Source organism: Rhodosalinus sediminis, from assembly GCF_003385555.1.
Taxonomy (GTDB): domain Bacteria; phylum Pseudomonadota; class Alphaproteobacteria; order Rhodobacterales; family Rhodobacteraceae; genus Rhodosalinus; species Rhodosalinus sediminis.
In genome coordinates, this window is sequence record NZ_QOHR01000020.1 from 1 (window position 1) to 24,407 (window position 24,407).

The following is a 24,407-nucleotide window of genomic DNA, read 5'->3' on the forward strand; positions in this document are numbered from 1 at the left end:
GGTCTCGATCGCCTCGGCCAGCGCCTCGCGCTGCGCGGCGAGCGCGTCGGGCCGGCCGGCGGCCTCGGCGCGCTCGGCCTCGGCGGCGGCGATCCGCTCGGCGAGGTCGGCGGCGCGCTGATCGGCGGTCGCCAGCCGGCGGCGCCAGCCGTCGAGCTCCCTGGCGAGGGTGTTCGCCCGCGCCTCGCGCGCCGCGCCCTCGCGCTCCAGCGCGTCCTTCGCGCTGCGCCGGGCCGTCGTGTCGGCGCGCGCGGCCTCCACCGCCTCGCGCAGCGCCTCGACCTGCGCGCGGCCCTCGGCCGGGTCGTCGAGCGCGTCGCGCGCGGCTTCCGCCTCCGTCAGCCGGGCGCGCGCGGCCTCGGCCTCCTCCTCGTGGCGGGTCTGGGCGAGGCGCAGGCTCTCGAGCCGGCCCTCGGCGAGGTTACGCTCGGCCTCCGCCTTGCTGAGCGCGCGCGCGGCCTCCGCCTGCTCGGCGTCGGCGCGGCGGCGGGCCGTGCGCGCCGCGGCGTCGGCCTCGGTCGCCGCCTCGAGCCGCGCGGCGCAGGCATCGTGCGTGGCCTGCGCGGCCTCGACGCGGGAGCGGGCGCGCGTGATCTCGGCGGCGAGCGCCTCGAGGCGGTTGAGCTGCTTGAGGCGCAGGGCCGCGGCGCTCTCGGCCTCGCCCGCGCGCGCCACGTAGCCGTCCCAGCGCCAGAGATCGCCCGCGCGGCTCACCAGCCGCTGACCGGGGCGGAGCGCGGGCTGCAGCGCCGCGCCCTCCGCCGGGTCGACGAGCCCGATCTGCCCCAGCCGCCGCGCGAGGGCCTCGGGCGCGCCGACATGCGCGGCGAGCGGCGCGGCCCCCTCGGGCAGCGGCGGGGCGGCCTCGCAGGGCGGCAGCGCGCGCCAGCCGGTCGCCCCGCGTTCGCCCTCATCGGCGCCGATCTCGGGCGCGCGGAGGTCCTCGGCGAGCGCGGCGCCGAGCGCCGCCTCGAGGCCCGCCTCGACCTGCAGCCGGTCCATGATCGCCGCGCCCTCGGCGGTGTCGCGCTCCACCACGCGGGCGAGCGCGGCGTGTTCGGCCTCGAGCGCGCTGGCCTCGCCCTCGGCGGCGGAGCGGTCGGCGCGCGCCTCGGCCTCCTCGGCCTGCGCGGCGCCGCGGGCGGCGTCGGCCTCCTGCAGGGCTGCCTCGGCGCGGGCGGCGGCGGCCTCGGCCGCGGTCGCGGCCTCGCGCGCGGCGGCGAGATCGGCGTCGGCGCGGGAAAGCCGCGCGGCGTAGTCCTCGGCCTCGCGGCGGGCGCGGGCGGCCTCGGCCTCGTTGCGCTCGAGCGTCTTGCGCGCGTCCTCCACCTGCCGCTCGGCGGCCTGATGGCGCGCGGCGAGGCGGGCGGCGGCCTCGTTCGCGGCGTCGAGTTCCTCTTCGCGGGTGGCGAGCGTCGCGGCCGCCGCCTCGGCCGCCGCGGCGGCCTCGGCCACACGGGCCTCGTGCCCCTCGCCCGCGGCGGCGAGTTCCCCGGCCTCGGCCTCGAGCGCGCGGATCGTCTCGCCCGCGTCGCCGGTGAGTTGCGCCTCGCGGTCGCGGTCGCGGCCGAGCTGGGCGAGGCGCGCGTCGAGCTCGCGGATGGTCTCGCGCGCGCGGTCCTCCTCCTGCGCGAGGGTGGCGCGCTCGACCTCCTGGCGCTGGAGCACGGCGGCGGCGATCGCCTCCTCCTCGCGCAGGGGCGGCAGCGCGGCGTCGGCGGCCTCCCGCGCCCCGGCGGCCTCACGGGCGCCGCGCTCGGCGGCGGCGGTGGCGCCGCGCGCCTCGCGCAGCGCGGCCTCGGCGGCGGCGCGCGCGGCGTCGGCCTCCTGCCAGCGCACGTAGAGGAGGCTGCCCTCGGCGGCGCGCAGCGCCTCGGCGATCTCGCGGTAGCGCGCCGCCTGCTTCGCCTGCCGCGCGAGTTGCCCGAGCTGCTGGGCGAGCTGGTCGATCACGTCCTCGACGCGGGCGAGGTTCGATTCGGTGCCCTTGAGCTTCAGCTCCGCCTCATGCCGGCGCTGATAGAGGCCCGAGATGCCGGCGGCCTCCTCGAGGATGCGGCGGCGCGCGGCCGGCTTGGCGTTGATGAGTTCCGCGATCTGGCCCTGCCGGACGAGCGCGGGGGAATGCGCGCCGGTGGAGGCGTCGGCGAAGAGCATCTGCACGTCGCGCGCGCGCACGTCCTTGCCGTTCGCCTTGTAGGCCGAGCCGACGTCTCGGGTGATGCGGCGGGTGATCTCGAGGGTATCGTCGTCGTTGAACCCCGCGGGCGCGAGGCGGTCGGAATTGTCGAGGGTGAGCGCGACCTCCGCGAAGCCCTTGGCGGGGCGCCGCGCGGTGCCGGCGAAGATCACGTCCTCCATGCCGCCGCCGCGCATCGCCTTCGGCCGCGTCTCGCCCATGACCCAGCGCAGCGCCTCCAGCAGGTTGGACTTGCCGCAACCGTTCGGGCCGACCACGCCGGTCAGCCCGTCGTCGATGACGAGTTCGGTCGGATCGACGAAGCTCTTGAAGCCCGAAAGACGCAGGCGGCTGAAGCGCACGGCCGGTTCCCTGATTCCGCACCCGGCGCCAGACTGGGCCGCGGGCGCCGCTCTGTCAATCGAGGGCCGCAGGATATGGGATGGCTGAGGCAAGGCATCCACAAGATATCGGCAGCGGCTTGACGGAGGCGCGGAAGCGCGCGACACCGAGGCGGATCGGGGAGACAGGAGAGCGCCATGGGCATCATCGTGGAGCCGGGCGACCCGCGCGAGCCGGAGAACCGCGCCTTGATCGAGGCCGCGCAGACGCAGATGCGCGCGCTCTTCCCGGCGGACGAGAACCACCTCCTGTCGCCCGAGGCGCTGCACGCGCCCGACGTCCGCTTCTTCGTGGCGCGGGAATACGACACGACGCTCGGCTGCGGGGCGCTGGCGCAGCGGCAGGGCTACGGCGAGGTGAAGGCGATGTACGTCGTCCCCTTCGCGCGCGGGCAGGGTGTCGGGCGGCGCATCCTCGCGCGGCTGGAGCTCGAGGCGCGGCACCTCGACCTGCCCTGCCTCCGGCTGGAAACCGGCGACGCGCTGGCCGAGGCGATCGGGCTCTACGAGGCGGAGGGCTTCGCGCGGCGCGGGGCCTTCGGCGACTACGCCGAAAACGGCTCCAGCGTATTCATGGAAAAGCGGCTCGACTGAGCGCGGGTCAGTCCGGGCAGTCGAGCTCGGCCCGGAGAAGCGACGGATCCCCCTCCAGCGTCAGGGCGTCGCAGCCGGTCGCCCGCTCGATCGCGACCTCCGCGGCGCGCGCGACCGCGTCGAAGGAAGGGAGCGCCGCGACGTTGCGGCGCACCGCCTCGGCCTCATCGCCGCGGCGGCGGACGTCGAAGACGTGGCCCCCGGCCTCCGCCCGGACGGCGGGAAGCCCCATGTAGCCCCGCCCGGCCGTGTCGCAGGCGGCGAGCAGAGCGAAGGCGGCGAGAAAGGCGGATTTGCGGCACATCAAGGCGGAGCATGCCGCGCGAGGGTTAACACTTCGTTCAGACGCAGGCGGAGATCCGGGCTTTACATTCCGGATTTCGCATGTATATAAACATTCCAAAGTCGGAATACGAAAGGACGTAACCGATGACGGACCTCGCCAGAAAACCCGCCGACACCTACTCGCCGCTCTACTTCCTCGCCTCGCTCGGCGCGGGCGGCGTGGCGGTGTCGTTCTTCATGTACCTGATGTTCTGGGTGCCCCACCCGGATCAGGCGGTGCCGGTGTTCGAGGACATCGCCGCCGCCTTCGCCACCGGCGGGCTGCCGATGCAGATCGCCATCGCGGTCGCCGTGGCGGGCATCGCGGTCTTCGCCTTCCTGAACGTGAAGTCGCTGATCTGGAACCTGCGCGCCTACTCGGCCTTCAAGCGCACGGAGGCCTACGCCAAGCTGCGCGCCTCCAACGCCGAATCGACCCTGCTCGCCATGCCGCTCGCGCTCGCCATGACGGTGAACGTGGGCTTCGTCGTCGGCCTCGTCTTCGTGCCGCAGCTCTGGACGATCGTCGAGTATCTCTTCCCCGCGGCGATGGTGGCCTTCCTGCTGATCGGGGTGCTCGCCTTCCGCATCATCGCGGATTTCCTCGGCCGCGTGCTCGCCGAGGGGGGTGTCTTCGACATGACCGCGCACAACTCCTTCGCGCAGCTCCTGCCGGCCTTCGCGCTCTCGATGGTCGCCGTGGGCTTCGCCGCGCCGGCGGCGATGAGCGTGACGCCGGTCACCGTGGGCACGAGCCTCGTGCTCTCGACCTTCTTCGGCGTGACGGCGGCGGTCTACGCCGTGATCGCGGCGATCACCGCCTTCGGCTCGATGCTCCATTACGGCACCGCGCGCGAGGCCGGCCCGACGCTGATGGTCGTCGTCCCGATCATGACCGTCCTCGGCATCATGCTGATGCGCCAGCAGCACGGCCTGCACGTCACCTTCGCCGCCACGGGCAACGGCGGCGAGACGCTCGTCATGCTCGCCCGCATCCTGACGGTGCAGCTCGTCTTCCTCGGGCTCGGCATGCTGGTCCTGCTGCGTCAGCGGTATTTCGACGACTTCGTGATCGGCCCGAAGACCTCGGCCGGGTCCTACGCGCTGGTCTGCCCGGCGGTGGCGCTCTCGGTGATGGGGCACTTCTTCATCAACAAGGGCCTCGTCGGCGCCGGGGTGGTGGACAAGTTCTCCATCGCCTTCTGGGTGCTGACGGCGGTGGCGCTCGCCTTCCAGGCGGTGGCGGTGGCGCTGGTGCTGCGGCTCAACCGGCAGCACTTCACCCCGACGCAGGCCGCGGCCGTGCCGGCCGAATGAGCCCGCGCCTTTCCCCGTGACCACGGAGCGCGCCTCGCGGGGCGCGCTCCTTTTCTTTCGCGCCCGTCCGTGGTCGCATCGCGCCGCGACACGGAGGGACAGGCATGATCGTCAACATCGCCATTCTGCTGGTCTGCCAGCTGATCGGAGAGGCCGCGGCGCGCGCGCTCGACGCGCCGGTGCCGGGGCCGGTGATCGGGCTCGCGCTCCTGCTCGGGGCGCTCGTGGCCCGCCCCGCGCTCGAGCCGCGGGTGGCGCCCGGGGCGAACGGGCTCCTCGCGCATCTCTCGCTCCTGTTCGTGCCGGCGGGCGTGGGTGTGGTGGCGCATCTCGACCGGCTGGGCAGCGAAGGCCCCGCGCTCCTCGCCGCGCTTCTGGGCAGCACCGTCGTCACGCTCGCCGTGACGGCCGGCGTCTTCGTCGGGCTGCGCCGGCTCCTCGGGGCGACGGCATGACCCCCGAGGTCATCGACATCTGGAGCTATCTCGCCCGCGAGCCGCTCCTCTGGCTGACGGTGACGCTGCTCGCCTACCTGGCGGGCGACGGCATCTCGCGGGCGACGGGGCGGGCGCCGCTCGCCAATCCGGTGCTGATCGCGATGCTCCTGCTCGCAGGGCTGCTGCAGGCGACGGGCACGCCCTACGCCGACTATTTCGAGGGCGCGCAGTTCGTCCACTTCATGCTCGGCCCCGCGACGGTCGCGCTGGCGGTGCCGCTCCACGCGGCGCTGCCGCGGCTGCGGGGGCTGGTGATCCCGATGCTCGGCGCGCTCGTCGCGGGCTCGGTCACGGCGATCGCCTCGGCGCTCCTGATCGCGCGGGCGCTCGGGGTGGAGGGCGCGACGCTCCTGTCGCTCGCGCCCAAGTCCACGACCGCGCCGGTCGCCATCGGCATCGCGGAAAGCCTCGGCGGGCTGCCGACGCTGACCGCGGCGCTGGTGATCCTGACCGGGATCATCGGCGCGGTGACGGTGACGCCGCTGATGAACGCGCTTCGCGTCCGCGACTGGCGCGCGCGGGGCTTTGCCGCGGGCGTCGCCGCGCACGGCATCGGCACCGCCCGCGCGTTTCAGGTGGACGCGACGGCGGGCGCTTTCTCGGGGCTCGGCATGGGGCTGAACGCGATGCTGACCGCGCTGCTCGCGCCGTGGCTCGTCGCAGTTCTGATATGAGGCGCACACGAAAAGGCCCCGGCGCGCCGCCGGGGCCTTGTCCAAATCGCGGGGGTCGCGTCAGTGCAGGTTCTTGTCCACCTGCGCGATCGCGTCGTCCACGAGCGCGTCGCTGCGCGCCTTGGTCATCTTGGCGGCCATGACGTCGCGCGCGGCGGCGACGGCCACCTCGGCGGCGCGCTCGCGCACCTCGCGCACTGCGGCGGCTTCGGCCTGCGCGATGCGGTCCTCGGCGGCCTTCACGCGGCGCGCGATCGAGTCCTGAAGATCGGCCTTGGACTGTTCCGCCGAGAGGCGCGCCTCTTCCTTGGCGTGCTCCACGATGCGGTCGGCCTGTTCCCGCGCCTCGCGCGTCTTGCGCTCATAGGAGGCGAGCAGGCTCTGCGCCTCCTCGCGGAGGGACCGCGCCTCGTCGAGCTCGGACTGGATGCTCTCCGTCCGGCGGTCCAGCATCTCGGTCACTTTCCCCGGCACCTTGAAGTAGACGAGGATGCCGACGAAGACGAGGAAGCCGAGGAGGACGATGAAGTCCGTATTGGCCAGCGAAAAGAACGGCCCCTTGGCGGCGTGCGCCGGGCTCGCCATCGCCAGCGCGAGGGTGAGAGCTGTCAGGATACGCATCGCTCAGGCCTCCATCCGGGCGTCGACCGCCCGCTCGATCTCGGCCGGGTCGGCCTCGGTCTCCAGCGCCTCGAGGACGGCGCCGGCGGTGTCGCGCGCGACCTCGCGCACGCTTTCGACGGCGCCGGCGCGGATCTCGGCGATCGCCTTCTGCGATTCCTCGGCCTTCTGCGCGATCTCGGCGTCCGCCCGCTCCATCGCGGCGTCCACGTCGCGCTGCATCTCGGCCTTGGCCTCGGCGAGGATCTTCTGCGCCTCGGCCCGCGCGTCGGCGAGCGCCTGTTCATAGGCCTTCTCGGCCTCCGCCGCCTTGGCCTTGAGGTCCTCCGCCGCGGCGAGGTCGTTGCTGATCGTGCCCGCGCGCTCCGACAGAACACCGGCGATGCGCGGCAGCGCCATGCGCGTCAGCAGCAGGTAGATCACGACGAGCGTGACGATCAGCCAGAAGATCTGGTTCGGGAACCAGTCGAGGCAGAGCTGCGGCAGACCGATCGCGCTGCCGTCCGGCCCGACGCAGGTCGAAGCGGAACCTTGGGTCTCTGTCGCCATCGGCGCCTCCGTGAGTTGCCAGCCGCACCGGCCCGCCGGGCCGGTCCGAACGTCCGGGGCGCGCGCCGATCAGACCGCGCGCGCCCCGCCCGCAAGGATGATGCCCGTCGTCCTCAGACGGCGAACATCAGCAGCAGGGCGACCAGGAAGGAGAAGATGCCGAGCGCCTCGGCGAAGGCGATGCCGATGAAGAGCGTCGCCGTCTGGCTCGCCGCGGCCGAGGGGTTGCGGAGCGCGCCCGCGAGGTAGTTGCCGGCCACGTTGCCGACCCCGAGCGCGGCCACGCCGGCGCCCATGCCCGCGAGGCCCGCACCGATGAATTGGCCGAGGTTTGCGATATCGCCTTCCATTGCACTGTCTCCTTACGGTTGGAAGCTGTCGATGACGGTGGCGCGGCCGGGACGGCCCGCGCTCAGTGACTGGGGTGCAGCGCGTCCTTGAGATAGACGCAGGTGAGGATCGTGAAGACGTAGGCCTGAATGAAGGCGACGAGCACCTCGAGGCCGTAGATCGCCGTCACGGCGAGGATCGAGAGCGGCGCGATCGCCGTCACCTGCCCGAAGCCGGCGAAGACCTTCAGCACCGCGTGCCCCGCGGTCATGTTGCCGGCGAGACGGATCGAGTGGCTCACCGGCCGCACGAAGTAGGAAATGAGCTCGATCACGGCGAGCACCGGCCGGATCGCCAGCGGCGCCTCGGTGACCCAGAAGAGGCCGAGGAACTGCGAGCCGTTCTTGACGAAGCCGAGGATCGTCACCCCGAGGAACACGCCGAGCGCGAGGATCGCGGTCACGGCGATCTGGCTCGTCGTCGTGTAGGCCATCGGGATCAGCCCGAGGAAGTTGGCGAAGACGATGAACANGAGGAAGACGGCGAGCGCGAGCACCGCCGTCACGGCGATATGGCTCGTGGTGGTGTAGCTGCCGGGGATGAGGCCGAGGAAGTTGGCGAAGACGATGAACATGAAGAGCGTCATGATGTAGGGGAAGTACTTCAGCGCGTCCTTCCCAGCGACGTCCTCGACCATCTTGTGCACGAAGCCGTAGGCGAGCTCGCCGATCGACTGCGTCCGCGAGGGCACTATCGCGCGGCGCGAGGTGCCGAGGATCAGCATCGCGGCGATGCCGAGCACGCCGATCGCCATCCAGAGCGTGACGTTGGTGATGGTGTACCAGTGCACCGGGCCGTCCCCGAAGAGCGGCTTCACGATGAACTGGTCCATCGGGTGGAAAACGAGCCCGCTGCCTTCTCCGGTGTCCGTCGCCACGGCCTAGTCTCCCTCGTCCGTCTCGTCGCCGCCGTCCGCGGCCTGTTTCGCCTGTTCAACCTCGCGCGCGCTGCGCAGCATCGTCTTGATGCCCGCGGCGAAGCCCAGCAATGTGAACACCACCAGCAGGATGGGCATCGTCCCCAGAAGGATGTCGAGCCCGTAGCCGATGCCGAACCCGATGGCGAGCCCCGCCACCAGCTCGATCACCATCCGCCAGGCGAGCTGCGCCTGCGAGTAGTGCTCGTCCCCGCGCGGCTTCGGCGCCTGCGCCTCCTTGGCGGCGGCGAGCCGCTTCTCGAACTCGGCCATGCGCCGCTGCTCGTCGGGATCGGGCACCTTCGCCTCGCGGATCGTTGCCGGGGTGCTACGGTGCGGCGCGGCCCGAGTCAAGGCGAAGCGCGGAGGCGGCAAGTCACTGATTTTGCGTGATTTCCCTGAACGCCACCCCGGCGGCGCCGCGCCACGGGCCGCGCGGGCATATTCAACCCGGCGGTTGAGCATCGGCGAAGAGCGCTTGACGCCCCCCGCCCCGGCGCGGCTTATGCAGGGGATGTCCGACGATCTCGACACGGTGTTCGCCGCCCTCGCCGACCCGACGCGCCGGGCGATCCTCGCCATGCTGCTCGAGGACGACATGGCGGTGACCGACGTCGCCGAGCCCTTCGAGATGTCGCTCGCCGCGATCTCCAAGCACCTCGGCCTGCTCGACCGCGCCGGGCTCATCACGCGCGAACGCCGCGGCCGCGTGACATGGTGCAAGCTGGAACCCGACGCGCTGCGCGCCGCGAGCGTCTGGATGCAGGGCTTCGGGCAGTTCGATCACCTCGACCTCGACGCGCTGGAGCGCCTGATCGAGGGCGATGTCGGGGCGACGGCCGACGGCGCCCCGTAGCCACCACGAGATGGCGACCTGCCCGAAATGGGCTGTGTCGGTGCGAGGCGGCAGCGAGGGGGCGCACTTGCCCTACCGGGTTGCCGCGCCCTCGTCCTTCAGGAGCAGCAGGAGCGCCGCCACCGTCAGCCCCAGACCGGCGAGCACGAGGGGCCGCGGCCCGCCGTGGCCCAGCGCCAGCTCCCAGGCGAGCACCCAGGACGGCGTGAGATAGGTGTAGGCCATGACCTTCGCCGAGGGCAGGCGCAGCGTGGCGTATTGCAGAAGCACGAAGGTCGCCGCGGAGGCGAAGAGCGCGACGTAGAGGAGCGCGACCCAGACCAGCGGGCGCAGCCCCGCCCAGTCGGTCGCCCGGATGTCGGACCAGCCGTAGAGCGTCAGTAACACGCCCCCCGCCAACAGCGTGCCGAAGGTGAAGAGCACCGCCGGCTCGCCCCGGTTCAGCTTGCGCACCATCGGGGTGTAGACCGCATGCGCCGCGCAGCCCGCGAAATAGATCGCCTCGCCCCGCCCGACCTCCAGCGCGAGGAGCGCGGCGGGATCGGCGCGGAAGATCACCCAGAGCGCGCCGCCCGCCCCGAGCGCGAGCGCCAGCCCCATGCGCGGCGTCGTCACCTGCCGCAGCAGGAGCCAGCCGACGCCCGCCGCCATCACCGGCGTCAGCGTGAAGACCGCCGAGGCGGCGACCGGCGGCGCGGTCTTGAGCCCCTCGAACATCGCCACGAAATAGGCCGCGAAGAGCCCGCCGAGCATCATGTATCGCCAGGGCGCCTGCAGCGCGCGGCGATCGAAACGCCCGGTGGCCGCGACCACGGCGCCGATCACCGCCGCGGCGATGGCGAAGCGCGCGGCGTTGATCGCGGCCGGCGCGATCTCGTTCGCCACCATGCCGCCGAGCGAGAAGGAGCCGGCCACCAGCGCCGAGAAGAGGAGCATCGCCAGATGCCCGCGCGCGCCCGCGCTCACGCCGCGTCCCACTCCGCCGCCGCGGCCTTCAGCGCGGCGAGCAGCGCCTGCACCTTGGAACTGCGGTGCAGGTCCACATGCGTCACCAGCCAGATCGGCGAGCTCCACGCCTCGCGCGGGGGGGCGACCTCGATCAGGTCGGGATGCGCCGCGGCGGTCCAGGGCGGCAGGAAGCCGATCCCTGCACCCGCGAGCACCGCGTCCTCCTGCGCGCGGGGGTCGGGGCTGCGGAAGGCGATCTGCTCGGGCGCGAGCGTCTCACGCAGCCAGCGCTCGGTGGGCGCGCGCGGGCTCTCGGCGTCCGGGCCGACGAAGCGGTGCCCCTCGAGTGCCTCCAGCCCCTCGGGCAGGCCGTGCGCCGCGACGTAGGCGCGCGCCGCGTAGAGCCCGGCGCGCATGTGAAAGAAGGGCTGCACGACGTTGTCGGGCTCCTGCGGGGGCGGGCCGGCGCGCACGGCGACATGCGCCTCGCCGTACTCCAGCCGGAAGAGCCGCGTGCCCGTGAGATAGCGCAGGATCACCCGCGGGTGGTCGCGCTGAAACCCGGCGAGCACGGGCGCGAGGCGCGGCGCGAACATGGCGAGCGAGGTGACGGTGAGCTCGCCCGAGACGTCGTTGCCGCGCCCGCGGATGCGGCTGGCGAGCTGGGCGAACTGGTCGTCGGTGGTCTGCGCCACGCGCAGCAGGTCCTGCCCCGCCTCGGTGGGCGTGTAGCCGCGCGCGTGGCGCTGAAAGAGCTTGACGCCGAGCCGCGCCTCGAGCGCGTCGACGTGCCGGATCACCGTGGCGTGATGGACGCCCAGCGCCTCCGCCGCGCCGCTGACCGTTCCGGCGCGCGCGACGTGATAGGCGGTGCGGATCTCGTCCCAGTTGTCCATGGTCCGCCTGTGCGCTGATGAACAAAACCATTGGGCAGGAGACCAGATCGCGCGCGACGCTGCAAGCGCGGCGCCCCGGGGCCGGCGGCCCGCGCGCCCGCCGCCCCGGGCATGGCGCCGGGGGCCCGCCGCGCGATCGACGGCCCGCCCGGGTGCGGCGCGGCGGCGCTTGACTCCGCGCGCCCCCGCGCCTAATGGGCTGCCCGATACCCGGAAGCGCCCGAGCCTTCCGGTCCCGGGCCGTGACCCGGGATCGCCCCCCGTCAGCGAGGTTTCGCCCGCGGGGGCCGTTGGCATTCGGGCCGTCGCATCCCCATCTCGGGGCCGCAAGCAACGACCGCTGGAGGAGCCAGAGGGCCATGTTCGAAAACCTGTCCGAGCGTCTCTCCGGCGTCTTCGACCGGCTGACCAAGCAGGGCGCGCTCTCGGAGGAGGACGTCAAGACGGCGCTGCGCGAGGTGCGCGTCGCGCTTCTGGAGGCCGACGTCTCGCTGCCGGTGGTGCGCAAGTTCGTCAAGGACGTGCAGGCCAAGGCCACGGGCCAGGCGGTGACCAAGTCCGTCACGCCGGGCCAGCAGGTGGTCAAGATCGTCCACGACGAGCTCGTCGAGGTGCTCAAGGGCGAGGGCGACCCGGGCGCGCTCAAGATCGACAATCCGCCGGCGCCGATCCTGATGGTGGGCCTGCAGGGCTCGGGCAAGACGACGACGACGGCCAAGATCGCCAAGCGCCTGACCGAGCGCGAGGGCAAGAAGGTCCTGATGGCCTCGCTCGACGTGAACCGCCCCGCCGCGATGGAACAGCTCCAGATCCTCGGCAACCAGGTCGGCGTCGACACCCTGCCCATCGTGAAGGGCGAGACGCCCGTGCAGATCGCCAAGCGCGCCAGGACGCAGGCGAGCCTCGGCGGCTACGACGTCTATTTCCTCGACACCGCCGGGCGGCTCCACATCGATCAGGAGCTGATCCAGCAGGCCGCCGACGTGCGCGACGTGGTCGAGCCGCGCGAGACGCTGCTCGTCGTGGACGGGCTGACCGGTCAGGTCGCCGTCGAGGTGGCCGAGGAGTTCGACGACAAGATCGGCGTCTCCGGCGTCGCACTCACGCGGATGGACGGCGACGGGCGCGGCGGCGCGGCGCTCTCGATGCGCGCGGTCACCGGAAAGCCCATCCGCTTCGTCGGCACCGGCGAGAAGGTCGACGCGCTGGAGGAATTCGACCCCGAGCGCATCGCGGGCCGCATCCTCGGCATGGGCGACATCGTCAGCCTCGTCGAGAAGGCGCAGGAAACGCTCGAGGCCGAACAGGCCGAGCGCATGCTCAAGCGCCTCCAGAAGGGTCAGTTCAACATGAACGACCTGAAGTCCCAGCTCGAGCAGATGCTCAAGATGGGCGGCATGGAGGGGCTCATGGGCATGATGCCCGGCATGGGCAAGATGAAGGGCCAGATGGCCGAGGCCGGCATGGACGACACCGTGCTCAAGCGCCAGATCGCCCTCATCAACTCCATGACCAAGAAGGAGCGCGCCAACCCGCAGATCCTTCAGGCCAGCCGCAAGAAGCGTATCGCGGCCGGCGCGGGGCTGGAGGTGAGCGAGCTCAACAAGCTTCTGAAGCAGCACCGGCAGATGTCGGACATGATGAAGAAGCTCGGCAAGAAGGGCGGGCGCAACGCGCTCAAGCAGGCGCTCGGCATGATGGGCGGCGGCAAGGGCGGCGCCCCGGGCGCCGGCATGGACGAGAAGGCGCTGCAGCAGGCCGCGCAGCAGATGGGCGGCCTCGGCGGCAAGGGCGGCATGCAGCTGCCCTCGGGTCTCTCGGGCTTCGGGCGCAAGAAGTGACGCGGCCGGTCCCCGATACCCGGTCCGGCGCGACCGAGCGGCGCCCGCGCGGCCCGGAGGCGGCGGCATGAGCCTGACGCAAGCTCCCGTGCTGGAGGCCGGGCAGCTGCGGCTGCGCGGCCCCGAGATGCGCGATTTCGAGCCCCTCGCGGAGTTCTTCGCCGATCCCGACCGCGCCTGGGGCTTCGGCGGCGCCGAGACGCGGCCCGACGCCTGGCGCTGGTTCGCCAGCAACATCGGCCACTGGCACATCCACGGCTACGGCTACTTCACCATCGAGATGACCGAGGGCGCCCGGCCCGCCGGCCTCTGCGGGATCTGGAACCCCGAGGGCTGGCCGGAACCCGAGCTCGGCTGGCTCGTCTTCGCCCCCTTCGAGGGGCGCGGCATCGCCTACGCGGCGGCGCTGCGCGCACGTCAATGGGCCTACGACGCGCTCGGCTTCACCACGCTGACCTCGAACATCCTGCCCGGCAACGCGCGCTCCGTCGCGCTCGCCGAGCGGCTGGGCGCGCGCTACGAGCGCACCTATCAGAACGTCACCCTGGGCGAGGACATGCTCTTCCGGCATCCCGGCCCCGCCGAGCTCGACGCCGACGGCGGGATGGAGGCCTACGCATGACCGACATCCCCGTGATCGAGACGCGGCGGCTGATCCTCTCGGCGCCCGAGCCCGCGGACTACCCGAAGTTCAAGGCGACCTTCACCTCCTACCGCGCGCGCTTCATGGGCGGGCCGCTCAACGACTACGAGGCGTGGATGCTCTACGCCGCCGAGATCGGCCACTGGCAGATCCGCGGCTTCGGCATGTGGATGATCCACGACCGCGAGACCGGCGCGACCTGCGGCATGGCCGGCGGCTGGCAGCCCGCGAAATGGCCCGAGCGCGAGATCGCCTGGGTGATCTGGCCCGAGGTGGCGGGCCGCGGCATCGCGCTGGAGGCCACGCACGCCGCGCGCGCCCATTTCTACGACACGATGGGCTGGACCGGCGCGGTCAGCTACCTCGACCCGCGCAACTACGACTCGATCCGCCTCGCCGAGCGGCTGGGATGCAAGCGCGACCCCGAAGCCGCCAGCGTGGACGGCCACGACGTGGTCTACCGCCACCCCGCGCCCGAGAAGCTGAAGAACAGCCAGATCGCCGACGCCATCGAGCTCGAGCTGCAATCCCACGCCGGCCCGATCTTCGGACGGAGAGAAGAGGCCACCGCATGACCGACGCCACCGCCCGCGCCGCCGAGCTCCTGAAGGAGCACCGCTCGTCGATCGACCGGCTCGACGCGATCCTCGTCTACACTCTCGGCGAGCGCTTCAAGCACACGCAGGCGGTGGGCCGGCTCAAGGCGGCGCACGACCTGCCGCCCTCCGACCCCGCCCGCGAGGCGGATCAGATCGCGCGGCTCGAGGAGCTGGCGCGCGCCGCCGATCTCGACCCCGATTTCGCCAAGGCTGTCCTGAATTTCATCATCCGGGAAGTCATCAAGCACCACGAACGCCATCAGGCCTGACCCGGGGCGAGGCGCCCCCACCCACACGAAAGGAGACCAAGACATGGCCATGAAGATCCGGCTCGCCCGCGGCGGCTCCAAGAAGCGGCCCTTCTACAGCATCGTCGCCGCCGATTCGCGCATGCCGCGCGACGGCCGCTTCCTCGAGAAGCTCGGCACCTACAACCCGCTTCTGCCCAAGGACAGCGAGCACCGCGTGAAGATGGACCTCGAGCGCGTGCAGGCGTGGCTCGACCACGGCGCGCAGCCCACCGACCGGGTGCGCCGCATGCTCGAGGCCGCCGGCGCGCTCGAGAAGACCAAGCGCGACAACCCGAACAAGGGCACGCCCGGCAAGAAGGCGCAGGAACGCGCCGAGGCGCGCGCCGCCAAGGCGGCCGAGGCGGCGGACGCCGAGAGCTGAGCATGCCCCGCCCCGGCGTGGCCCATCGGTTCGGTCCCGCGAATTTTCGTACGAAAATTCGCGGGACGCGCGTCGCCGGCCGGAGAATTTTCGTACGAAAATTCTCCCTGCGTCCGGGGCGTGCGGCATGACGGAGCGCGTGTGCCTCGGCGCAATCGCGGGCGCTTTCGGCGTGCGCGGGGAGGTGCGGCTCAAGAGCTTCACCGCCACGCCCGAGGACATCGCGGCCTACGGCCCGCTCTCGACCGAGGACGGCGCGCGCCGCGTCGAGGTCACGCTCACGGGCCAGACCAAGGGCGCGCTCACCGCGCGCCTCTCCGGCGTACCCACGCGCGAGGCCGCCGAGGCGCTCCGGGGCACGCGGCTCTACGTGCCCCGCGACGTGCTGCCGGATCTGCCCGAGGACGAGTTCTACCACGCCGATCTCGTCGGGCTCGAGGTCTTCGACACCGGGGGCGCGCCGCTCGGCCGGGTGCGCGCGGTGCACGACCACGGCGCGGGCGACCTGCTGGAGATCCACGCGCCCGGGCTCCGGCAGACGGCGCTCCTGCCCTTCACGCGCGCGGCGGTGCCGACCGTGGACCTCGCCGCGGGGCGCATCGTGGCCGATCCGCCGCCCGGCATCTTTCCCGAGGACTGAGGGAACGCGGCCCGCGCGGGGACGTTTCTAGGACGGTCGCCGCGCCGCGGCCGCCGACGGGAGGCGCCGATGATCGAATGGATCCTCATCCTGCTCGCCATCGCCGGGATCGCCGCGCTTCTCGGCTTCGACCGGCTCTCCGGCGTGGCGCTCACCGGGGCGAAGCTCCTCGTGGTGATCGGACTCGTCATGCTGCTCCTGCTGGCGCTCGGCATCGTGGCGGTCGCCTGACCCTTCCCCGCCGGGGCGGCACGGGCTAGAGAGCGGCCATGCCCGCCGATCCCCCCTCCCGGTCGCACGGCCGCAAGGCCATCCGCCCCGTCGCCGCGCCGCAGGCGCTGATGCCCGAGGCGCCGGAACTTGCAGGGGTCTGGACGGCGCAGGTCGTCACGCTCTTTCCCGGCGCCTTTCCGGGCGTCCTCGGCGAAAGCCTGACCGGGCGCGCGCTGCGCGAGCGCATCTGGCAGCTTCAGGTGACCGACCTGCGGACCTTCGGCGAGGGCAAGCACCGCAACGTGGACGACACGCCGGCGGGCGGCGGCGCGGGCATGGTGCTGCGCGCCGACGTGCTGGGCCGCGCGGTGGAGGCGGCGCGCCACGGCGCCGACCCGGCCATGCCGCTCGTCGCCATGAGCCCGCGCGGCGCGCCCTTCGGGCAGGCCATGGCGCGCGACTGGGCGCGGCGGCCGGGCGTCACGCTGATCTGCGGGCGCTTCGAGGGCATCGACCAGCGCGCGCTCGATCACTACGGCATCGAGGAGGTCTCCCTCGGCGACTTCGTCCTGACCGGCGGCGAGATCGCGGCACAGGCGATGCTCGACGCGACGGTGCGCCTCCTGCCCGGCGTGCTCGGCAACGCGGCCTCGGTGGAGGAGGAAAGCTTTTCCGACGGCCTGCTCGAGCACCCGCAATACACCCGCCCGGCGGAGTGGCAGGGCCGGCGCATTCCGGACGTCCTGCTCTCCGGCAACCACGCCGAGATCGCCCGCTGGCGCCGGGCGGAGGCGGAGCGGCTGACGCGCGCGCGCCGGCCCGACCTCCTGCCGCCGGAGCCGGGCGAGGCGGACTGAGAGAGGGCTTGATCGCGCCGCGGCCGGGCGGTATACGCGCGCCGTCCGGGGTCTGTCGGCCGTACGGACCTGTCGTGTTTGTTCGGGCGCTCCCTCGGCGTCCGGCGGGACACGGCGGGCGGCGGCCCGTGACAGGCGGGCACCCGGGACAGACGACCCCGGCACGGACGACCCGGAAAGACGGACGACCCGGCACGACGAACGACCCGGCACGACGAACGACCCGGACCGACGGACGAGAACGACACGACGACGAAGTAACGCGACCGAACTCTCTGGCGGGCGCCGCGGCGGACCCGATCGAGGACCAGAGCTCTGGGGCGGACATATCTTCGCGGGCGAACCGCGAGCGACACGAGGAGTGGATCGGATGGACCTGATCGCGCAACTGGAGGCGGAACAGATCGCCTCGCTCGGGAAGGAGATTCCCGACTTCAAGGCCGGCGACACCGTGCGCGTCGGCTACAAGGTGACCGAGGGCACGCGCACCCGCGTGCAGAACTTCGAGGGCGTCTGCATCAGCCGCAAGAACGGCGAGGGCATCGCCGGCACCTTCACGGTGCGCAAGATTTCCTTCGGCGAGGGCGTCGAGCGGATCTTCCCGCTCTACTCGACCAACATCGAGCACATCACCGTGGTGCGCCGCGGCAAGGTGCGCCGCTCGAAGCTCTATTACCTGCGTTCGCGCCGCGGCAAGTCGGCCCGCATCGCCGAGCAGACCAACTACCGCGCCCCCAAGCCCAAGAGCGCCCAGCTGTAAGGACCGCCGCGATGAAGAAGGACATCCATCCCGACTACCACATGATCGACGTCAAGCTCGTCAACGGCGAGACCGTGCAGATGCGCTCCACCTGGGGCGCGGAGGGCGAGACGATGACGCTCGAAGTGGACCCGTCGGTGCACCCCGCCTGGACCGGCGGCGGCACCCGCCTGATGGACACCGGCGGGCGCGTGTCGAAGTTCAAGAAAAAGTACGAGGGCCTCGGCTTCTGAGCCGGGCCCGGCGGGCGCCCCGCGGCGCCCGCCCTTCCGCCTGCCCATGCGGCGGGTGGTCCGATCCGGCAGCCCCCGGGAGATGCGGCTGCCCCTTGTCTGCCTCTCTACATGTAGTATCCCCACCGCCAGGCCGCGCCACGCGGCCGGTCAAGGGGGAGCGGCATGGCGCATATCATCGTCGTCGGCAACGAGAAGGGCGGCGCGGGCAAGTCCACCGTCTCGATGCATCTGGCCACGGCGCTCGCGCGGATGGGCCACGGCGTCGGCGCGCTCGACCTCGACCTCAGGCAGAAGAGCCTCGGGCGCTACACGGCGAACCGGGCGCAGTTTCTCGCGCAGGAGGGCGTCACCCTGCCCGGCCCCGTCTACCGCGACCTGCCCGAGATCGACGCCGACGCGCTCGCCGAGGGCGAGAACCCGATGGACCACCGGCTCGCCGCCGCCGTGGCCGGCTTCACCGACGAGGGCTACGACTTCGTCGTGATCGACTGCCCCGGCTCGCACACGCGCCTGAGCCAGGTGGCGCACACCTACGCCGACACGCTGGTCACGCCGCTCAACGACAGCTTCGTGGACTTCGACCTGCTCGCCCGGATCGACGGCGACGGCGAGACGATCCGCGGCCCCTCGGTCTACTCCGAGATGGTCTGGAGCGCGCGGCAGCTGCGCGCGCAGGCCGGGCTGAAGCCGCTCGACTGGATCGTGCTGCGCAACCGGCTCGGCGCGCAGGCGATGGTCAACAAGAAGAAGATGGAGCGCGCGCTCGAACGGCTCGCGCAGCGCATCGGCTTCCGAATCGGGCCGGGCTTCCACGAGCGCGTGATCTTCCGCGAGCTCTTTCCGCGCGGGTTGACGCTGCTCGACCTGCGCGACATCGGCGTGCGCCAGCTCAACCTGTCCAACATCGCGGCGCGGCAGGAACTGCGCGAGCTGGTCCGGACGCTGGACCTGCCCGGCGTGACGGTGGATATCTGAGCACCCCGCACGGGATTTGCCTGTAAATTTTGCTAGACATTTAACTATGTCAAACCATACTGACAGTGCCGTCGCCGTGCGCGATACGCCTGGCACGCGCGGCGCCGGCACGACAGGGCCGCGGACCCGCCGCGGCGCGTGAGCGAGGGGAGAGCGGGGATGACACGCGCGGGCAGCGCAGCCGCAGAGCCGATCCGGCGTGTGAGTTATCGCAGCGACGCGACGCGCCGGCTCGAGTCGGACGAGATCGCGGCGCTCGTCGAGGACGCCGCGGCGCGCAACGCCGCGAGCGGCATCACCGGCGCGCTCGTGTCCTCCGGGGACCGTTACCGGCAGTGGATCGAGGGATCGCCCGCCGCGATCGAGGCGCTGCTCGACGCGCTGCGCCGCGACCGGCGCCACGAGCGCCTGACCGTGACCGAGGACGTCACCGCCGAGAGCCGCGCCTTCGTCGGCTGGCACATGCAGCTTTTCCAGGGCGTGAAGGACGCCGCCCTCGCGCCGCAGGCCATCGCGCTCGGCCGGGTGGCGCCCGCGCTCGCGACCGAGGACTGGGCCGGCGCGCTCGCCTCTCCCAAGGCCGCGCGCGACACGCTGCGCAAGACCCCGGAACTGACCGCGTCGCAGGCCGGGGCGGTCGCCGCGGCGCTCGCCGCGCCCGAGGACGACGGCGCGCTCATTCACGCCCTGCGGCCCTTCATGGCCACCGCCGCGGGCCGCGCCGCCTGTTACGAGGCGGTGGCCCATGCGCTCGGCGACGGCTGGATGGCGGACCGCTGGAGCATGGCGGAGGCCACCCTCGCGCTCGGCCGGTTCCAGGCGCTGCTCTGGCAGGCGCGGCCCGCGTCAGATCCGGTGCGCCCGATGGCGCATGCGATCGTGGCGAACCAGCCGGGCAATCCGCATTTCCTCGGCGCGGTGCTCAAGGCCGACGTGCTGCGCGCCACCGGCTGGGCGGTGAGCCTGATGCTCGACAGCCGCCCGGCCCAGATCGAGGCGGCGGCGCGGCGCGCGCCTGGCACGCCGGTCGTGCTCTCGGGCAGTCACCTGCTCTCCGGGATCTCGGAGGGGCCGCTCGCGGAGTTCTCCGCCACGCTGCGGCGCGCGGTGCCGCAGACGCCGGTCCTCGTCGGGCACCGGGGCGGGCAGCCCCTCGCCGCGACGGCGCAGCGGCTGCGCGCGGCGGTGGCCGCGGCGCTGCGGCCGGGGCTCGAAAGCCTCGCCCCACGAACGGGCGCGGCGCCCGTGGCCCTCGGCTGACGCGGCCCCGCCGCAGGACGGCGCCGCGCCCGCGGCCCGCACCTCAGGCGTCGTCGCCCACGCCCCCGGACCGCGCGAGCCGGCGCAGCATCCGCCTGAGGAGCGCCGCCTCCTCCGGGGCGAACTCGGCCACCAGCCGCGCGTCGTAGTCCCGCGCCACCGCCCGCAGGTCGCGGTAGGCGGCCTCGCCCTGCGCGGTCAGGCGCAGCGTCTCGCGCCGGCGGTCCGCCGCGTCGGTGGCCCGCGTCAGGAAGCGCCACGCCTCGAGCCGCGCGACCGCCCGGCTCACCTTCGTTTTGTGGATGCGGGCGCGCGCGCCGATCTCGCCAGCGGTGAGTTCGCCGTAGATGCCGAGGTGAAAGAGCACCCGCCAGTCCGTGCGCAGCATCCCGTAGCGGCGCTTGTAGACCTGCTGAAAGGCGAGGCTCGCCTCCTCGGCCGCCTGGTTCAGCAGGTAGGGCAGGAATTCCTGCAGGTCGAAGTCGTCTTTTTCGTCCAGGGCGCCGCCTCCTCCCTTGTTAGTTACAAAATCAACCGTTAGCGACGCAACCGAATTCCGGGAGAAGGAGCGCGACCATGAACCGCCGGACCGAACCCTCGGGCCTGATCTCGGCCGCCACGCCCGTCGGCACGCAGGAGGGCTACATGCCCGGCTTCGGCAACGACTTCGAGACCGAGGCGCTGCCGGGCGCGCTGCCGCAGGGAATGAACTCGCCGCAGAAGTGCAACTACGGCCTCTACGGAGAGCAGCTCTCGGGCAGCGCCTTCACCAAGCACCCCCCGGAGCGGACCTGGACCTACCGCATCCGCCCCTCGGTCAAGCACTCGGCGCGCTACACCCGGATCGACCTGCCCTACTGGAAATCGGCGCCCTGCATCGACCCGGAGGTGGCGAGCCTCGGGCAGTATCGCTGGGACCCGGTGCCGCATAGCGACGCGGCGCTCACCTGGCTCACCGGCATGCGCACCATGACCACCGCCGGCGACGTGACCACGCAGACCGGCATGGCGAGTCACATCTACCTCGTCACGCAGTCGATGGAGGACGAATACTTCTACTCGGCCGACTCGGAGCTTCTCGTCGTGCCGCAGGAGGGGCGGCTGCGCTTCGCCACCGAGCTCGGGGTGATCGACCTCGCGCCGCAGGAGATCGCGCTGCTGCCCCGCGGGCTCGTCTACCGCGTCGAGCTCCTCGAGGGGCCGGCCCGCGGCTTCGTCTGCGAGAACTACGGGCAGACCTTCGAGCTGCCCCCGCGCGGCCCCGTCGGCGCGAACGCGCTCGCCAATCCGCGCGACTTCAAGACGCCGGTCGCCGCCTTCGAGGACCGCGAGGTGCCGTCCACGCTGACCGTGAAGTGGTGCGGGCAGTTCCACCGCACCGAGATCGGGCAGAGCCCGCTCGACGTGGTCGCCTGGCACGGCAACTACGCGCCCTGCAAGTACGACCTGACGGCCTATTGCCCGGTCGGCGCGATCCTCTTCGACCACCCGGACCCGTCGATCTTCACCGTGCTGACCGCGCCCTCGGGCGTGCCGGGGACGGCGAACATCGACTTCGTGCTCTTCCGCGAGCGCTGGCTCGTGGCCGAGGACACCTTCCGCCCGCCGTGGTATCACAAGAACATCATGTCCGAGCTGATGGGCAACATCTACGGGCAGTACGACGCCAAGCCGCAGGGCTTCGTTCCCGGCGGCATGAGCCTGCACAACTGCATGCTGCCGCACGGGCCGGACCGGCAGGCCTTCGAGGGCGCGTCGAACGCCGATCTCGGGCCGGAGAAGCTCGACGAGACGATGTCCTTCATGTTCGAGACGCGCTTCCCGCAGCACCTCACGCCCTTCGCGGCGACCGAGGCGCCGATGCAGGACGACTACATCGACTGCTGGGCCGATCTCGAGAAGAAGTTCGACGGCACGCCCGGGCTGAAGTGAGCGCGGCCAAGGGCCTTGCAAGGCCCTTGGCCAAGGCTTTTGCAAAAGCCTTGCGCGCCGCGGGACCGCGGCGCGCCCGCGACGACAGGACGAAGGACACAGGATGCCCCTGACGAAGAGCTGGGTCGGATCGGCCAACGCCGCCGACCACCCCTTTCCGCTGAACAACCTTCCCTACGGCGTGTTTTCCACCGACACGCTGGCGCCGCGCTGCGGCGTGGCCATCGGGGACATGATCCTCGACGTGGCCCGCGCCGAGGCGGTCGGGCAGATCGCGCTCGACGGCGGGCCGTTCTTCGGCGCGCCCGCCTGGAACGCGCTGATGGAGGCCGGGCCGGGCGTCTGGGGCGCGCTGCGCGCGCAGCTCACCGACCTCCTCGCCGAGGGCGCGCCGGCGCGGGCGGCGGTCGAGGGCTTCCTCGTTCCGCAGGCGGACGCGCGGATGCACCTGCCTTTCCGCGTGGCGGAGTTCACCGATTTCTACGCTGGCAAGCACCACGCGCAGAACGTGGGCACCATGTTCCGCGGCCCGGAGAACGCGCTGCCGCCCAACTGGCTGCACATCCCGATCGGCTACAACGGGCGCGCTTCCTCGGTCGTCGTCTCGGGCACGCCGGTGCGCCGGCCCTGGGGCCAACTCAAGGGCCCAAACGACGACGCGCCGCGCTTCGCGCCCTCGGCCCGCTTCGACCTCGAGCTCGAGATGGGCGCCATCGTCGGCCAGCCTTCGGATGAGCCGGTGACGGTGGAGGAGGCCGACGCGATGATCTTCGGCTACGTCCTGCTCAACGACTGGTCGGCGCGCGATATCCAGGCCTGGGAATACCAGCCCCTCGGCCCCTTCCAGGCCAAGGCGACGGCGACCTCGATCAGCCCGTGGATCGTGACCAAGGACGCGCTGGAGCCCCTCCGCGTGCCCACCCCCGCGCGCGAGGTGGAGCTTCTGCCGCATCTGCGCGATGCGGGCCCGATGCTCTACGACATCGACCTCGCCGTGACGCTCGCGCCCGAGGGCGCCGCGCCGACCGAGATCGCGCGCACGAACTACCGGGAGATGTATTATTCCTCCGCGCAGCAGCTCGCCCATCATACCACCGCGGGCTGCCCGATGCGGGTGGGCGATCTGCTCGGCTCGGGCACGATCTCGGGCGCGGAGGCGCACCAGCGCGGCTCGCTTCTCGAGCTCAGCTGGGGCGGGAAGGACCCCGTCGCGCTCGATACCGGCGGCACGCGCGCCTTCCTCGAGGACGGGGACACGCTGACCCTGCACGGCGCGGCGCGCGGCGACGGCTACACCGTGGGCTTCGGGACCTGCGCGGGGACGCTTCTGCCCGCGCTGGAGGACCCCTACGCGCGCTGAGGGCGCGCGGATCGACACGACGGAGCCGGGCGCGCGCCCGGCCGACACCACAGACGGAGCGACGACATGAGCAAAGCCTTCGCCAGCCAGGGCGACATGGCGGACAAGGAGATCAGCTTCACCGAGATCGGCGAGGGCCTCTGGGCCTTCACCGCCGAGGGCGACCCGAACTCGGGCGTGATCATCGGCGACGACTCGGTGATGATCGTCGAGGCGCAGGCGACCCCGCGCCTTGCCAACAAGGTGATCGAGAAGGTGCGCGAGGTCACCGACAAGCCGATCACCCATCTCGCCATGACGCATTACCACGCGGTGCGCGTGCTCGGCGCCTCGGCCTATGGCGCGCAGACGGTCATCATGTCCGACGCCGCGCGCGGCATGGTCGCCGAACGCGGGCAGGAGGACTGGGAGAGCGAGTTCGAGCGTTTCCCGCGCCTCTTCCAGGGGCACGAGTCGATCCCCGGCCTGACCTGGCCCAACACCACCTTCAACGACCGGATGACCGTCTATCTCGGCGATCGCCGGGTGGACCTGATGCACCTCGGCCGCGCGCACACCGCGGGCGATATCGTGATCCACGTCCCCGACCAGAACGTCATGTTCACCGGCGACATCGTGGAATACCACTCGGCCTGCTACTGCGGCGACGGGCATTTCGCGGACTGGGGCGCCACGCTCGACGCGATCAAGGCCTTCGAAGTGGACGCCATCGCGCCAGGGCGCGGCGACGCGCTCGTGGGGCGCGAGATGGTGAATACCGCGATCGAGAACACCCGCGACTTCGTGGAAAGCACCTACCGCCCGGCGGCGAAGGTCGCGGCGCGCGGCGGCACGCTGAAGGAGGCCTGGGACGCGGTGCGCGCGGAATGCGACCCGAAGTTCGCCGATTACGCGATCTACGAGCACTGCCTGCCCTTCAACGTCGCGCGCGCCTACGACGAGGCGCGCGGCATCGACACGCCGCGCATCTGGACCGCCGCGCGCGACAAGGAAATGTGGGCGGCGCTGCAGGGCTGATGGGCGTGGCGAGCGCATATCGCGGGGCGCGGCGCGGATGACCCGGTTCGGCCCGGGCCGCGGCGAACTGTGGTTTCGCCTGATCGTCTCGCTCGCGGGGCTGGCGGCGCTCGGCGTGGCGGCTGTGGTCCGCCCCGTTGGGCCGGCCTGGATCGAGATCGTGGGGCTGGGCGGCGCCTTTTTCGGGGGCACCGCCCTCTGGTCCGCCCGCGCGCTGCGGAAGGCGCGCAGGCGGTGAGC

31 protein-coding genes are annotated in these 24,407 nt (G+C 72.2%); 21 read left to right on the top strand and 10 right to left on the bottom strand.

What is annotated here, in order from left to right:
* Nucleotides 1-2,541: AAA family ATPase (locus DRV84_RS12110; RefSeq protein ID WP_115981061.1), on the bottom strand; the 2,541-nt coding region annotated here is incomplete at its 3' end.
* Between the two features lie 177 nt (nucleotides 2,542-2,718).
* Here DRV84_RS12110 and DRV84_RS12115 point away from each other — a divergent pair.
* Nucleotides 2,719-3,174: a GNAT family N-acetyltransferase gene (locus DRV84_RS12115; protein WP_115981063.1), complete on the top strand. Its 456-nt coding sequence runs from the start codon at nucleotides 2,719-2,721 to the stop codon at nucleotides 3,172-3,174.
* Between the two features lie 7 nt (nucleotides 3,175-3,181).
* On the opposite strand, the gene DRV84_RS12120 is transcribed toward DRV84_RS12115, so the two are convergent.
* The gene (locus DRV84_RS12120; protein ID WP_115981065.1) at nucleotides 3,182-3,478 is read right to left on the bottom strand and encodes a hypothetical protein; all 297 of its coding nucleotides are present in this window, start codon (nucleotides 3,476-3,478) and stop codon (nucleotides 3,182-3,184) included.
* A gap of 125 nt (nucleotides 3,479-3,603) precedes the next feature.
* Here DRV84_RS12120 and DRV84_RS12125 point away from each other — a divergent pair, with 125 nt between their 5' ends.
* From DRV84_RS12125 to DRV84_RS12135, 3 genes are all read left to right on the top strand, one after another.
* Entirely contained in the window at nucleotides 3,604-4,815 is a 1,212-nt protein-coding gene (locus DRV84_RS12125) for a TsoY family (seleno)protein (protein WP_115981067.1), read from the top strand.
* Between the two features lie 104 nt (nucleotides 4,816-4,919).
* The gene (locus tag DRV84_RS12130; RefSeq protein ID WP_115981069.1) at nucleotides 4,920-5,270 is read left to right on the top strand and encodes a CidA/LrgA family protein; all 351 of its coding nucleotides are present in this window, start codon (nucleotides 4,920-4,922) and stop codon (nucleotides 5,268-5,270) included.
* On the top strand, nucleotides 5,267-5,986 hold the full coding sequence (locus DRV84_RS12135) for an LrgB family protein (RefSeq protein ID WP_115981071.1): 720 nt from the start codon (nucleotides 5,267-5,269) through the stop codon (nucleotides 5,984-5,986). The genes DRV84_RS12130 and DRV84_RS12135 overlap by 4 nt, the downstream gene beginning before the upstream one ends.
* Nucleotides 5,987-6,046: 60 nt before the next feature.
* On the opposite strand, the gene DRV84_RS12140 is transcribed toward DRV84_RS12135, so the two are convergent.
* The 5 genes from DRV84_RS12140 to DRV84_RS12160 all read right to left on the bottom strand — a co-directional run bounded on the left by DRV84_RS12140 (nucleotide 6,047) and on the right by DRV84_RS12160 (nucleotide 8,762).
* The gene (locus tag DRV84_RS12140) at nucleotides 6,047-6,607 is read right to left on the bottom strand and encodes a F0F1 ATP synthase subunit B (protein WP_115981074.1); all 561 of its coding nucleotides are present in this window, start codon (nucleotides 6,605-6,607) and stop codon (nucleotides 6,047-6,049) included.
* 3 nt (nucleotides 6,608-6,610) lie between these two features.
* Nucleotides 6,611-7,156: a F0F1 ATP synthase subunit B' gene (locus DRV84_RS12145; RefSeq protein WP_115981076.1), complete on the bottom strand. Its 546-nt coding sequence runs from the start codon at nucleotides 7,154-7,156 to the stop codon at nucleotides 6,611-6,613.
* A 113-nt stretch (nucleotides 7,157-7,269) separates the two neighbouring features.
* Nucleotides 7,270-7,506, bottom strand: coding sequence for a F0F1 ATP synthase subunit C (locus DRV84_RS12150; RefSeq protein WP_115981078.1), 237 nt, complete (start codon nucleotides 7,504-7,506; stop codon nucleotides 7,270-7,272).
* Nucleotides 7,507-7,568: 62 nt separating this feature from the next.
* Nucleotides 7,569-8,378: a F0F1 ATP synthase subunit A gene (atpB, locus tag DRV84_RS12155; protein ID WP_192881420.1), complete on the bottom strand. Its 810-nt coding sequence runs from the start codon at nucleotides 8,376-8,378 to the stop codon at nucleotides 7,569-7,571.
* A 48-nt stretch (nucleotides 8,379-8,426) separates the two neighbouring features.
* Entirely contained in the window at nucleotides 8,427-8,762 is a 336-nt protein-coding gene (locus DRV84_RS12160) for an AtpZ/AtpI family protein (protein WP_115981082.1), read from the bottom strand.
* 214 nt (nucleotides 8,763-8,976) lie between these two features.
* Here DRV84_RS12160 and DRV84_RS12165 point away from each other — a divergent pair, with 214 nt between their 5' ends.
* Nucleotides 8,977-9,318, top strand: coding sequence for an ArsR/SmtB family transcription factor (locus tag DRV84_RS12165; protein ID WP_115981167.1), 342 nt, complete (start codon nucleotides 8,977-8,979; stop codon nucleotides 9,316-9,318).
* Between the two features lie 72 nt (nucleotides 9,319-9,390).
* On the opposite strand, the gene DRV84_RS12170 is transcribed toward DRV84_RS12165, so the two are convergent.
* Both DRV84_RS12170 and DRV84_RS12175 read right to left on the bottom strand, forming a co-directional pair.
* A complete protein-coding gene (locus DRV84_RS12170; protein WP_115981169.1) occupies nucleotides 9,391-10,284 on the bottom strand; it encodes a DMT family transporter in 894 nt (297 codons plus the stop codon).
* Nucleotides 10,281-11,162: a LysR family transcriptional regulator gene (locus tag DRV84_RS12175; protein ID WP_115981084.1), complete on the bottom strand. Its 882-nt coding sequence runs from the start codon at nucleotides 11,160-11,162 to the stop codon at nucleotides 10,281-10,283. Before DRV84_RS12175 ends, DRV84_RS12170 begins: the two co-directional genes overlap by 4 nt.
* Before the next feature lie 359 nt (nucleotides 11,163-11,521).
* Between DRV84_RS12175 and ffh the strand changes: the two genes are divergently transcribed.
* The 12 genes from ffh (at nucleotide 11,522) to DRV84_RS12235 (ending at nucleotide 19,858) form a co-directional block, all read left to right on the top strand.
* Nucleotides 11,522-13,003: a signal recognition particle protein gene (gene ffh, locus DRV84_RS12180; protein ID WP_115981086.1), complete on the top strand. Its 1,482-nt coding sequence runs from the start codon at nucleotides 11,522-11,524 to the stop codon at nucleotides 13,001-13,003.
* A gap of 67 nt (nucleotides 13,004-13,070) precedes the next feature.
* Nucleotides 13,071-13,625 (top strand): GNAT family N-acetyltransferase, encoded by a 555-nt coding sequence (locus tag DRV84_RS12185; protein ID WP_115981088.1) that lies wholly within the window; start codon nucleotides 13,071-13,073, stop codon nucleotides 13,623-13,625.
* Nucleotides 13,622-14,221 (top strand): GNAT family N-acetyltransferase, encoded by a 600-nt coding sequence (locus tag DRV84_RS12190; RefSeq protein WP_115981090.1) that lies wholly within the window; start codon nucleotides 13,622-13,624, stop codon nucleotides 14,219-14,221. The genes DRV84_RS12185 and DRV84_RS12190 overlap by 4 nt, the downstream gene beginning before the upstream one ends.
* Entirely contained in the window at nucleotides 14,218-14,514 is a 297-nt protein-coding gene (locus tag DRV84_RS12195) for a chorismate mutase (protein WP_115981092.1), read from the top strand. The genes DRV84_RS12190 and DRV84_RS12195 overlap by 4 nt, the downstream gene beginning before the upstream one ends.
* A gap of 43 nt (nucleotides 14,515-14,557) precedes the next feature.
* On the top strand, nucleotides 14,558-14,917 hold the full coding sequence (gene rpsP / locus DRV84_RS12200; protein WP_115981094.1) for a 30S ribosomal protein S16: 360 nt from the start codon (nucleotides 14,558-14,560) through the stop codon (nucleotides 14,915-14,917).
* Nucleotides 14,918-15,044: 127 nt separating this feature from the next.
* Nucleotides 15,045-15,557: a ribosome maturation factor RimM gene (rimM, locus tag DRV84_RS12205; protein WP_115981096.1), complete on the top strand. Its 513-nt coding sequence runs from the start codon at nucleotides 15,045-15,047 to the stop codon at nucleotides 15,555-15,557.
* Nucleotides 15,558-15,626: 69 nt separating this feature from the next.
* Nucleotides 15,627-15,788 (top strand): DUF1328 family protein, encoded by a 162-nt coding sequence (locus DRV84_RS12210; protein WP_115981098.1) that lies wholly within the window; start codon nucleotides 15,627-15,629, stop codon nucleotides 15,786-15,788.
* A 38-nt stretch (nucleotides 15,789-15,826) separates the two neighbouring features.
* Nucleotides 15,827-16,627 (top strand): tRNA (guanosine(37)-N1)-methyltransferase TrmD, encoded by an 801-nt coding sequence (gene trmD, locus DRV84_RS12215; protein WP_115981100.1) that lies wholly within the window; start codon nucleotides 15,827-15,829, stop codon nucleotides 16,625-16,627.
* A 370-nt stretch (nucleotides 16,628-16,997) separates the two neighbouring features.
* On the top strand, nucleotides 16,998-17,387 hold the full coding sequence (gene rplS, locus DRV84_RS12220) for a 50S ribosomal protein L19 (RefSeq protein WP_115981102.1): 390 nt from the start codon (nucleotides 16,998-17,000) through the stop codon (nucleotides 17,385-17,387).
* Between the two features lie 11 nt (nucleotides 17,388-17,398).
* On the top strand, nucleotides 17,399-17,620 hold the full coding sequence (rpmE, locus tag DRV84_RS12225) for a 50S ribosomal protein L31 (RefSeq protein ID WP_115981104.1): 222 nt from the start codon (nucleotides 17,399-17,401) through the stop codon (nucleotides 17,618-17,620).
* Nucleotides 17,621-17,785: 165 nt separating this feature from the next.
* The gene (locus DRV84_RS12230) at nucleotides 17,786-18,598 is read left to right on the top strand and encodes a division plane positioning ATPase MipZ (RefSeq protein WP_115981106.1); all 813 of its coding nucleotides are present in this window, start codon (nucleotides 17,786-17,788) and stop codon (nucleotides 18,596-18,598) included.
* A gap of 201 nt (nucleotides 18,599-18,799) precedes the next feature.
* Nucleotides 18,800-19,858, top strand: coding sequence for a BLUF domain-containing protein (locus DRV84_RS12235; RefSeq protein ID WP_158547803.1), 1,059 nt, complete (start codon nucleotides 18,800-18,802; stop codon nucleotides 19,856-19,858).
* Nucleotides 19,859-19,901: 43 nt separating this feature from the next.
* On the opposite strand, the gene DRV84_RS12240 is transcribed toward DRV84_RS12235, so the two are convergent.
* The gene (locus DRV84_RS12240; RefSeq protein ID WP_115981110.1) at nucleotides 19,902-20,357 is read right to left on the bottom strand and encodes a MarR family winged helix-turn-helix transcriptional regulator; all 456 of its coding nucleotides are present in this window, start codon (nucleotides 20,355-20,357) and stop codon (nucleotides 19,902-19,904) included.
* A gap of 77 nt (nucleotides 20,358-20,434) precedes the next feature.
* Between DRV84_RS12240 and hmgA the strand changes: the two genes are divergently transcribed.
* From hmgA to DRV84_RS12260, 4 genes are all read left to right on the top strand, one after another.
* Nucleotides 20,435-21,790 (top strand): homogentisate 1,2-dioxygenase, encoded by a 1,356-nt coding sequence (hmgA, locus tag DRV84_RS12245; protein WP_115981112.1) that lies wholly within the window; start codon nucleotides 20,435-20,437, stop codon nucleotides 21,788-21,790.
* Nucleotides 21,791-21,893: 103 nt separating this feature from the next.
* Entirely contained in the window at nucleotides 21,894-23,150 is a 1,257-nt protein-coding gene (gene fahA / locus DRV84_RS12250) for a fumarylacetoacetase (protein WP_115981114.1), read from the top strand.
* Nucleotides 23,151-23,216: 66 nt separating this feature from the next.
* Nucleotides 23,217-24,167, top strand: a complete 951-nt coding sequence (locus tag DRV84_RS12255; protein WP_115981116.1) for an MBL fold metallo-hydrolase — start codon at nucleotides 23,217-23,219, stop codon at nucleotides 24,165-24,167.
* A 37-nt stretch (nucleotides 24,168-24,204) separates the two neighbouring features.
* On the top strand, nucleotides 24,205-24,405 hold the full coding sequence (locus DRV84_RS12260; protein WP_115981118.1) for a hypothetical protein: 201 nt from the start codon (nucleotides 24,205-24,207) through the stop codon (nucleotides 24,403-24,405).
* The last annotated feature ends 2 nt before the right edge of the window (nucleotides 24,406-24,407 follow it).

Coding starts and splice junctions, on each gene's coding strand:
- DRV84_RS12115 (WP_115981063.1), top strand. CDS start 2,719: ATGGGCATCATCGTGGAGCCGGGCGACCCGCGCGAGCCGGAGAACCGC.
- DRV84_RS12120 (WP_115981065.1), bottom strand. CDS start 3,478: ATGTGCCGCAAATCCGCCTTTCTCGCCGCCTTCGCTCTGCTCGCCGCC.
- DRV84_RS12125 (WP_115981067.1), top strand. CDS start 3,604: ATGACGGACCTCGCCAGAAAACCCGCCGACACCTACTCGCCGCTCTAC.
- DRV84_RS12130 (WP_115981069.1), top strand. CDS start 4,920: ATGATCGTCAACATCGCCATTCTGCTGGTCTGCCAGCTGATCGGAGAG.
- DRV84_RS12135 (WP_115981071.1), top strand. CDS start 5,267: ATGACCCCCGAGGTCATCGACATCTGGAGCTATCTCGCCCGCGAGCCG.
- DRV84_RS12140 (WP_115981074.1), bottom strand. CDS start 6,607: ATGCGTATCCTGACAGCTCTCACCCTCGCGCTGGCGATGGCGAGCCCG.
- DRV84_RS12145 (WP_115981076.1), bottom strand. CDS start 7,156: ATGGCGACAGAGACCCAAGGTTCCGCTTCGACCTGCGTCGGGCCGGAC.
- DRV84_RS12150 (WP_115981078.1), bottom strand. CDS start 7,506: ATGGAAGGCGATATCGCAAACCTCGGCCAATTCATCGGTGCGGGCCTC.
- DRV84_RS12165 (WP_115981167.1), top strand. CDS start 8,977: ATGTCCGACGATCTCGACACGGTGTTCGCCGCCCTCGCCGACCCGACG.
- DRV84_RS12175 (WP_115981084.1), bottom strand. CDS start 11,162: ATGGACAACTGGGACGAGATCCGCACCGCCTATCACGTCGCGCGCGCC.
- ffh (WP_115981086.1), top strand. CDS start 11,522: ATGTTCGAAAACCTGTCCGAGCGTCTCTCCGGCGTCTTCGACCGGCTG.
- DRV84_RS12185 (WP_115981088.1), top strand. CDS start 13,071: ATGAGCCTGACGCAAGCTCCCGTGCTGGAGGCCGGGCAGCTGCGGCTG.
- DRV84_RS12190 (WP_115981090.1), top strand. CDS start 13,622: ATGACCGACATCCCCGTGATCGAGACGCGGCGGCTGATCCTCTCGGCG.
- DRV84_RS12195 (WP_115981092.1), top strand. CDS start 14,218: ATGACCGACGCCACCGCCCGCGCCGCCGAGCTCCTGAAGGAGCACCGC.
- rpsP (WP_115981094.1), top strand. CDS start 14,558: ATGGCCATGAAGATCCGGCTCGCCCGCGGCGGCTCCAAGAAGCGGCCC.
- rimM (WP_115981096.1), top strand. CDS start 15,045: ATGACGGAGCGCGTGTGCCTCGGCGCAATCGCGGGCGCTTTCGGCGTG.
- DRV84_RS12210 (WP_115981098.1), top strand. CDS start 15,627: ATGATCGAATGGATCCTCATCCTGCTCGCCATCGCCGGGATCGCCGCG.
- trmD (WP_115981100.1), top strand. CDS start 15,827: ATGCCCGCCGATCCCCCCTCCCGGTCGCACGGCCGCAAGGCCATCCGC.
- rplS (WP_115981102.1), top strand. CDS start 16,998: ATGGACCTGATCGCGCAACTGGAGGCGGAACAGATCGCCTCGCTCGGG.
- rpmE (WP_115981104.1), top strand. CDS start 17,399: ATGAAGAAGGACATCCATCCCGACTACCACATGATCGACGTCAAGCTC.
- DRV84_RS12230 (WP_115981106.1), top strand. CDS start 17,786: ATGGCGCATATCATCGTCGTCGGCAACGAGAAGGGCGGCGCGGGCAAG.
- hmgA (WP_115981112.1), top strand. CDS start 20,435: ATGAACCGCCGGACCGAACCCTCGGGCCTGATCTCGGCCGCCACGCCC.
- fahA (WP_115981114.1), top strand. CDS start 21,894: ATGCCCCTGACGAAGAGCTGGGTCGGATCGGCCAACGCCGCCGACCAC.
- DRV84_RS12255 (WP_115981116.1), top strand. CDS start 23,217: ATGAGCAAAGCCTTCGCCAGCCAGGGCGACATGGCGGACAAGGAGATC.
- DRV84_RS12260 (WP_115981118.1), top strand. CDS start 24,205: ATGACCCGGTTCGGCCCGGGCCGCGGCGAACTGTGGTTTCGCCTGATC.